Raw genomic sequence first — 8,072 nt, 5'->3', positions numbered from 1 at the left:
CGGGTCCCCCCGTCGTCGTTTAAGCAGCTATAGTTCACGATCGTGAGGAAGGTGCTGGGGCGTGCGGTTGATGATCAAACGCGCTGCGTGCATTACCGGACGGACCTGGACATCGTTGCCATCCGGTTCAGGTGCTGCGGCGAGTTTTACCCCTGCCATCTGTGCCATGCGGAGACGGCAGACCACGCCGCCGAGGTCTGGCCACCGGGGGAGTACGGCACGGATGCAATCTTGTGCGGTGTGTGCCGGTGCACCATGTCCATCCGGGACTACCTGGAGGCTGACGGATGTTTCTCGTGCAGTGCACCGTTCAACCCTGGCTGCCGGCTGCACAAACACCTGTACTTCGGGACTGAAGAGAGCTGACTGCGCGGCATCGCCGATGGTGCCCCAGGTGGGACTCGAACCCACACTGTGAAGATTTTAAGTCTCCTGCCTCTGCCATTGGGCTACTGGGGCGTAACTTCCGACGGACGTCCCGGCAGGGAGTCCACCAGAGCATCCCATCAAGAATACGCGAGCCGCGCACACGTTCGATCGATGCCGCTGGAAGGCTAGTCAAGACCCCTGTGACGAGCGTTACAAGGATGTAACCAGATTTGCTTATCTTGCACACGTTTTTGCACTAGCTTTTTCACATACCAGGAACACCTGGAGATCGCATCAAAGGCTGATCGAGTCTTTCGATCGAGGAGATAAATTTCATGACAGCAACACGTAACTCCGCGCGGTTCAGCATCGGGGAGAATGCTCCGCGCGCAGCGAAGATTGCGGCCCTGAGTCTGGGAGTCGCACTTTTCGCATCTGCCTGCGGTGGAAATCCCACCCCCGAAGGTGACGGCGCCTCACCTTCGGACGAGACAGCCTCGGCAGCGGCAGCGTCGGGACTCACCTGTCCCGAGAGTCAGGGCGGCGCAGCCCCCGAGCCCGGCGAAAAGGGCGATCCGAGTGCAGTACCTGAGGCGGAAACCACTTCCGAATCTCCCTTGGTGCTCGGATCCCTCCTGCCCACAACGGGCGCGCTCGCATTCCTCGGTCCTCCCGAAATTGCAGGCGTTAACCTCGCGGCACAGGAGATCAACGAGTCCGGCGGCGTGCTCGGCCAGGACATCGAGATCATCCACCGCGATTCCGGTGACACGACCACTGACATTGCAACGCAGTCCGTGACCGACCTCCTGTCCCAGGATGTCAGTGCGATTGTCGGCGCGGCGTCGTCCGGCGTATCGCAGACGGTGATCAACCAGATCACCGGCGCAGGCGTAGTTCAGATGTCGCCCGCGAACACCTCTCCGGACTTCACCGACTGGGATGACAACGGGCTCTACTGGCGGACCGCTCCCTCCGACGTCCTGCAGGGCCGCGTGCTCGGCAACTACATCATGGCCTGTGGTGCACAGACCGTCGGCATGATCGTACTCAACGATGCGTACGGCACCGGTCTCCAGGCCAGTATCAAGGAAACAGTTGAGAGCGCCGGCGGTCAGGTCGTCGCCGAGGAAATGTTCAATGAGGGTGACTCGCAGTTCAGCAGCCAGGTGGACGCCCTCGTGGCAGCCGAGCCTGACGCCTACGTGGTTATCAGCTTCGACCAGGCCAACAGCATCATCCCGCTGATGACCGGTCAGGGTGTTGACCCAGGATCGATGTTCTTCGTGGACGGCAACACCGCCGACTACAGCGAGGATCTCGATCCCGGCACTCTCGAAGGCGCACAGGGCACCCAGCCCGGTTCCTTCGCAGGCGACCAGTTCAAGGAGGCGCTGGCCGGTATCGACCCGAACCTGAACGTCTGGAACTACGCAGGTGAAAGCTACGATGCCGTGAACCTCATTGCCCTCGCCGCAGATGCAGCGGGAAGCATTGACGGAGCAGCAATCGCAGCTGAACTCGAGGCAGTGTCCAAGGAGGGCACTGAGTGCTTCGACTACGCAGGCTGCATCACCCTCCAGCGCAACGGCGAGGATATCGATTACCAGGGCATCTCCGGCCCGATCACGTTCGACGAGAACGGTGATCCGACCGAAGCCTTCATCGGTATCTACGAGTTCGACGCGGACAATGTTCCGCAGCCTTACCGTTCCGAGGCAGGACAGCTCTAACCGCACCACCTGATTCACTCGCACAGTACAGAAGAACCCCTCCCAGCCTGAGAGGGGTTCTTCTGCGTGTGGGCGGGCCCTTAACGCAGCTGAGGCCCCCTCCTGGACGGAGAGGGCCTCTACTGGCGTGAGCTACGCGGTGTCGGCGAGCGTCCCGAGATAAAGCTGGATAACCTTGGGGTCCTTCATGAGCTCGCGTCCGGTGCCGGTGTAGGCGTCCTTGCCCTGGTCGAGGACGTAGGCGCGGTCGCAGATCTGCAGGCACCGCCTGGCGTTCTGCTCCACCATGATGACCGAGACGCCGGCCCGGTTGATTTCATGGACACGGAGGAACGTCTCATCCTGTTTGACGGGGGAGAGACCGGCGGACGGCTCGTCAAGGAGTAGCACGGCCGGTTCCATCATGAGTGCCCTGCCCATGGCCACCATCTGCCGTTCACCACCCGAGAGAGACCCGGCGCGCTGGGCGCGCCGCTTGCCGAGCTCCGGGAAGAGGCCGGTGACAAAGTCGAAGCGTTCCTTGAAGTCCTTGGGCCGCTGGTACATGCCCATCTGAAGGTTCTCTTCGATGGTCAGGGTGGCGAAGACGTTATTGTTCTGTGGGACAAATCCCACACCCTTGCTGACCAGCTTGTTGGCTTTCAGGCCGGTGATGTCCTGGTCACGCACCACTACGGTGCCGGAGTGCACTTTCACAAGGCCGAACATTGCCTTCAGGAGAGTCGACTTCCCTGCGCCGTTGGGACCGATAATCCCGATCAGTTCACCCGACCGCGCTTCGATTGAGCAACCGTTCAGGATGTTGACGCCGGGCAGGTAGCCGGCCACCAGATCGGTGACCTTCACGACGGACTTGCCGGGCACTGACTCCGCGCCGTGGGCGCGCTGTGATCCTGCGGTTCCCGCTGCTTCGCTCATGGCCGCTTCTCCTCTGTTCCAGTGTCTCGGGCGGTGCCCTCAAGCTCGGTGATTCTGGCGTGGTCCAGGAGCCCCGCATTCTCTGTTCCCACCACAGACTCCTCGTCGTGGGAAAGCTCGGCCTCGAGCTTTTCCACGCCGTGGGAGTCGCCGAGGTCGACGTCGTGGTGAGCACCGAGATAGGCGTCGATGACCGCCGGATCCTTCATGACGACGTCGGGAGTTCCCTCCGCGACCACGCGGCCTTCCGCCATGACCACCACCCAGTCCGCAACGTGCCGGACCATGTGCATGTCATGTTCGACGAACAGGACACTCATGCCCTCTGCCTTCAGGTTCTTGATGTGGTCAAGCAGGGACTGGGTGAGTGCCGGGTTCACGCCTGCCATCGGCTCGTCAAGCATCACCAGGCGCGGCTTGACCATCAGGGCCCGTGCCATCTCCAGCAGCTTGCGCTGCCCGCCGGAGAGGGAGGCGGCGTAGTCGTCAGTCTTGGCATCCAGCTTGAATTTCTTCAGCAGGACCTCGGCCTGGCCGGTGATCTCCTTCTCGCGGCCGCCCCACAGGCCCTTGAAGAGGGCTCGCGCGAGGCTCTCACCCGGCTGGTCTGTAGCGCCGAGGCGCATGTTTTCCATGACGGTGAGCTTGCCCATGATTTTGGTCAGCTGAAACGTGCGGACCATGCCGAGACGCGCCACTTTGTAGGGCGCGACGCCGGCCAGGGGCTGGCCGTCGAACGTCCATTCCCCGCTCTGCGGCGAATCAAACCCGGTGAGCAGATTGAACAGGGTCGTCTTGCCTGCGCCATTGGGGCCGATGAGCGCGGTGATCTTGTTCCGCGGGATCTCGAGGTACTCAACATCGACGGCGTTGACGCCTCCGAAGCTCCGGGTGACGTTCTTCGCCGTGACGATCGGATCGCGCTTGCGGCAGCCCGGGCCGGGGGTGTCGTCGGTGATGGGCCGTGAATCAGTCATGTAGTCAATGCCATCCGCCGCGGGCCCGGGCATGGACCCGGCTGGCGATTGGGCTGAGCCGGAAACGACATATGCTGCGCGCCGTCCGCCTGGCTTTGCTGGGGGTTGCGGTGTCGGTTCCGCCGTGGGTTCACTCATGCGAACGCCAACTCCTTTTTGTTGCCGAGTACGCCCTGCGGCCTGAAAATCATGAGCAGCATGAGCGCAACACCCACCAGGATGTACCGGAGCTGACCGGCCTGGACGTTGGTGAGGAATGTGATGGCGCCGGTCTCGATGGCGCCGAAGAGCAGGCTCTGGGTGAGGGAGAGGACCACCCAGAAGATCATTGCGCCGATGACCGGGCCGAGCACGGTGGCCATGCCGCCGAGCAGCAGCACGGTGTAGAGGAAGAACGTGAGCTCCGTCGCGTAGTTCGCCGGCTGCACGGCGCCGCGGGGGATGGTGAAGATCATCCCCGCAACCGTGCCCATCAGACCACCGATGATCAGCGCCTGCATCTTGTACGCGTAGACGTTCTTGCCGAGGGAACGCACAGCGTTCTCGTCTTCGCGGATACCCTTCAGCACCCGTCCCCACGGACTGCGCATGAGCAGCCACACGGACAGGCAGGCCAGGGCAACGATCGTCCAGCCCACCACCCGGATGAAAAGCCCGTCCGCGTTCATGCCGACCGGACCGATGTTGTAGGCACCCTCGGGGAACGGGTTCAGCGCGAAGAACCCGTTCTCGAAACCTCCGGCGAGGCCGTTGGCTGAGCCGGTGACGTTCGTGAGGCTGTTGGTCGTCACCACATAGCGGATGATTTCCGCTGCAGCGATGGTCACGATGGCAAGGTAATCTGCGCGCAGGCGCAGGGTGGGAATGCCGAGCAGGATCGCGAAGACCACTGAAGCCAGCAGCGCTATCAGTACTGCGACCGGAAGCGGCGCACCGAAACTGAGGGTCGGGATAGCGAAGCCGTACGCGCCGACCGCCATGAAACCTGCCTGGCCGAAGTTGAGCAGCCCGGTATAGCCAAAGTGCACTGCGAGACCGAGCGCCGCCAGCGCGTAGGCCGCCGTCGTCGGGCTGATGATCTCGCCGAAGGCGAGGGCAAGAATATTTCCGAAGTCCATTTCAGGTGGCCCCTAACCTACGCGCTCTCGACGGCCGAGGATGCCCTCTGGCTTGAAGAGAAGAACAATGATCATGATGAGCAGAGCGCCGACGTACTTGAGGTCAGCCTCCAGCCAGATGGTGGACACTTCGACGAAGAGGCCAACGATAAGCGAGCCGACAAGGGCGCCGAAGACTGTACCCAGCCCGCCGAGGACCACGCCCGCGAAGATCAGCAGCAGGATCTGCTGGCCCATATTGAAGGAGACACCGGGGCGGTAGTAGGCCCAGAGGATGCCGCCGAGGGCCGCGAGTGCTCCGCCGACAACCCAGACCAGCCGGATAACGCGGTCGACGTCGATTCCTGATGCAGCTGCCAGCGCCGGGTTGTCAGCGACCGCCCGGGTTGCCTTGCCGATGCGCGTACGCAGGAGCAGGAACGCGATGAGCAGGATGACAACGAGGCTGGTGATCAGCGACGTCAGGTTGTTCTGCGAGATGGATACCGGCCCGAAGTCGAGGATGCGGCCCTGTGCGCCTGGAAGTTGCTGCGTTGCACCGCCGAAGAAGAACTGGATGATGTAGCGCAGGGCCAGGGCGAGACCGATGCTGACGATCATCATCGGGATGAGCCCGGAGCCCCGTTTCCTCAGCGGCTTCCAGAGGCCCGCGTCCTGGACATAGCCCAGCGCACCTCCTGCGATGACGGCTAGGACGATTGCGAGGAACGCCGGCAGCCCGATGGCCGCGAAGGCGAAGGTCAGTACCGCCCCCGCCGTGACCATCTCTCCGTGGGCGAAGTTGGTGAGTCCGGTGGTGCCGAAGATCAGTGAGAGCCCGACCGCGCTCAGTGCCAGGAGAAGGCCGAAGCTGAGGCCGGCCACAGCGCGGTCGGCGAAGACGTTCCAGAAACTCGTGGTTTCCAGCACAATGCCCTCACCGAACAGGAAGAGCGTGGTGATGTTTGTGGTTCCGGCGAAGGTAACGGTGCGGGGGTTCTCCTGGCCTTCGGCCAGAGCGGCTCCCTCGGGGAGGGTGGACTCATCGAGTTCCACCTCGTAGGCACCCTGCTCCTCGACCTCAACAACCCAGCGGCCGTTTTCATCGGAGGTGGTTTCGCCTTCGAAACCCTCACCGGTGACCGTGATGCGGACGTCTGCAAGCGGACCCTCGGCGTTGCGCAGCACGCCGCTGATCCTGTTTTGGAATTCCCCGGCCTGGACGGAGGCGGGGGTCTGCATGTTCATGACAGGTGCAGCAACGGAGGCTGATGCTCCTGCAGCGGGTGCGCTCATGAAGCATGCGGCCATGAGGCCGGCAATCAGGATCAGTAGCCTCCTGCGCCATGCCGGCGTCGGCTTGGTTATCAAGTTATGAACCTCCACGATGGTGGCTTGTCCGTCGAGGTACGACGGCCTTACAGCCTGTGATCGAAGTCACTCAGTGTGGAGATTATGTTACCTGCGCTGTGTTACCACTTTTTGCCATACGGGGCCTGCCAGATAGCAATTGCATAACAACTGTTCGGCGGAGACTACCGGCGGGTAGCGCGAACGCCTTCGAGCGAGGAAACTGGGCCGGCGCCAGGGTGTGGCTAGAGGTAGAGGCCGGTGCCGGCGTCGTCGGTCTCTGGTTGCGCCACCGCATGGACGTCCCGTTCGCGCAGGAGGATGTAGTCGGTGCCGCCGACGTCGACCTCGGATTTCTCTTCAGGGTCGAACAGCACGCGGTCACCGCGCGAAACCTGCCGGACGCTGGGTCCGGCCGCGGCCACATCTGCCCACGCGAGCCGCTTACCCATCACCGCGGTGGCGGGAATGACAATGCCCGACGACGAGCGCCGCTCGCTGCTGTCTTTGTCCAGGATGACCAGGAGGCGGTCGTGCAGCATCTTCAGCGGCAGTGCGTCGGGCAGGGGAGCTTTCGCTGCAGGGAGGTTTGGCACGCCGACAGTCTACCGTTGGCGCTCTCCAGCCGCGGGTAGAGCCGGCTGGGCGGTTCAGGAACAAAACGGCGTGGAATCCGTTGATATTGGTAGGGTTGAACAATCTCAGCCCCCAGATGGAGGACTACATCACAATGGCAATCGGCGGAAACCCGGTTTTCAACGGTAAGAACTTCCGTACCGCTGCCCGCGGCAACAATTCGGCAGCGTACGGTTCCACAGCTTTGGCCGGTCAAACGGCTATGAACCAGCAGCAGCTGGAGCACCTCTACAATCAGCCTTCGGCAGGTCCTGCGGATACGGGGCGCATGACGTTCGACGACGTCATCGTCAAGACCGTTGCCACGATCGGCATGGTGTTGGTCGGCGCCGCTGTTCCGGTGTTCCTGTTCCCCTCGCTGGCGCCGCTGCTGATGATTGTCGGTCTGATCGGCGGCTTCGTGCTGGGCCTGGTCAACTCCTTCAAGCGCGAGCCGGTGCCTGCGCTGATTCTTGGCTACGGGTTCCTTGAGGGCCTGTTCCTCGGCGGCATCACCATGTTCCTCGAGGCAATGTTCCCGAACATCGCGATGCAGGCGCTGATCGGTACGCTGTCGGTGTTCGCGGTGACGCTGCTGCTCTTCAGGAGCGGCAAGGTACGCGCGACTCCCAAGGCCATGAAGATCTTCATGGTCATGATCATCGGCTACGCGCTGTTCAGTCTTGTGAACCTCGGCCTGATGATCTTCGGCGCGACTGATGGAATGTTCGGCGTCCGCAGCGAGGGAATCCCGGGCACCCAGGGGATGTTCGGATTCGAAAACGGAATTCCGTTCGGCATCGTCATCGGTCTTTTCGCCATTGGTCTCGCCGCTTTCTCCCTGGTCATCGACTTCACGATGATCAGCGAAGGCGTCCGCAACGGTGCACCGCGCAAGTACTCCTGGACGGCAGCATTCGGTCTGACAGTCACTCTCGTGTGGCTGTACATCGAGTTCCTCCGCCTCATCGCGATCCTGCGTGGCAGCGAGTAAACGACACAGCGCTCTGACT

General features: G+C 62.4%; 8 protein-coding genes and 1 tRNA gene. 3 read left to right on the top strand and 6 right to left on the bottom strand.

Annotation, left to right across the window (positions count from 1 at the left end):
• Window positions 1-42: 42 nt before the first annotated feature.
• Window positions 43-366, top strand: a complete 324-nt coding sequence (locus ABFX19_RS12535; protein WP_318533039.1) for a CHY zinc finger protein — start codon at window positions 43-45, stop codon at window positions 364-366.
• 17 nt (window positions 367-383) lie between these two features.
• Here ABFX19_RS12535 and ABFX19_RS12530 read toward each other — a convergent pair.
• Window positions 384-459 (bottom strand) — tRNA-Leu (locus ABFX19_RS12530).
• A 245-nt stretch (window positions 460-704) separates the two neighbouring features.
• Between ABFX19_RS12530 and ABFX19_RS12525 the strand changes: the two genes are divergently transcribed.
• Window positions 705-2,102, top strand: a complete 1,398-nt coding sequence (locus ABFX19_RS12525) for an ABC transporter substrate-binding protein (RefSeq protein ID WP_056548887.1) — start codon at window positions 705-707, stop codon at window positions 2,100-2,102.
• A gap of 132 nt (window positions 2,103-2,234) precedes the next feature.
• Here ABFX19_RS12525 and ABFX19_RS12520 read toward each other — a convergent pair whose 3' ends face one another.
• The 5 genes from ABFX19_RS12520 to ABFX19_RS12500 all read right to left on the bottom strand — a co-directional run bounded on the left by ABFX19_RS12520 (window position 2,235) and on the right by ABFX19_RS12500 (window position 6,986).
• Window positions 2,235-3,020, bottom strand: coding sequence for an ABC transporter ATP-binding protein (locus ABFX19_RS12520; protein ID WP_277359525.1), 786 nt, complete (start codon window positions 3,018-3,020; stop codon window positions 2,235-2,237).
• On the bottom strand, window positions 3,017-4,030 hold the full coding sequence (locus ABFX19_RS12515) for an ABC transporter ATP-binding protein (RefSeq protein ID WP_404800759.1): 1,014 nt from the start codon (window positions 4,028-4,030) through the stop codon (window positions 3,017-3,019). The genes ABFX19_RS12520 and ABFX19_RS12515 overlap by 4 nt, the downstream gene beginning before the upstream one ends.
• 101 nt (window positions 4,031-4,131) lie before the next feature.
• On the bottom strand, window positions 4,132-5,115 hold the full coding sequence (locus tag ABFX19_RS12510; RefSeq protein ID WP_277359524.1) for a branched-chain amino acid ABC transporter permease: 984 nt from the start codon (window positions 5,113-5,115) through the stop codon (window positions 4,132-4,134).
• A 12-nt stretch (window positions 5,116-5,127) separates the two neighbouring features.
• On the bottom strand, window positions 5,128-6,405 hold the full coding sequence (locus ABFX19_RS12505) for a branched-chain amino acid ABC transporter permease (RefSeq protein ID WP_404800758.1): 1,278 nt from the start codon (window positions 6,403-6,405) through the stop codon (window positions 5,128-5,130).
• 284 nt (window positions 6,406-6,689) lie between these two features.
• Complete coding sequence (locus ABFX19_RS12500; RefSeq protein WP_082566144.1) at window positions 6,690-6,986, bottom strand: GroES family chaperonin; 297 nt, start codon at window positions 6,984-6,986, stop codon at window positions 6,690-6,692.
• Between the two features lie 188 nt (window positions 6,987-7,174).
• Between ABFX19_RS12500 and ABFX19_RS12495 the strand changes: the two genes are divergently transcribed.
• Window positions 7,175-8,053 carry a Bax inhibitor-1/YccA family protein gene (locus ABFX19_RS12495; protein WP_346028736.1) on the top strand — a complete coding sequence of 293 codons (879 nt, stop codon included), beginning with the start codon at window positions 7,175-7,177 and terminating at the stop codon, window positions 8,051-8,053.
• The last annotated feature ends 19 nt before the right edge of the window (window positions 8,054-8,072 follow it).

The organism is Arthrobacter parietis, from assembly GCF_039530425.1.
GTDB lineage: Bacteria > Actinomycetota > Actinomycetes > Actinomycetales > Micrococcaceae > Arthrobacter_D > Arthrobacter_D parietis.
The sequence above is the reverse complement of the archived record's forward strand: the minus strand, read 5'-3'. Positions and strand labels throughout refer to the sequence as shown.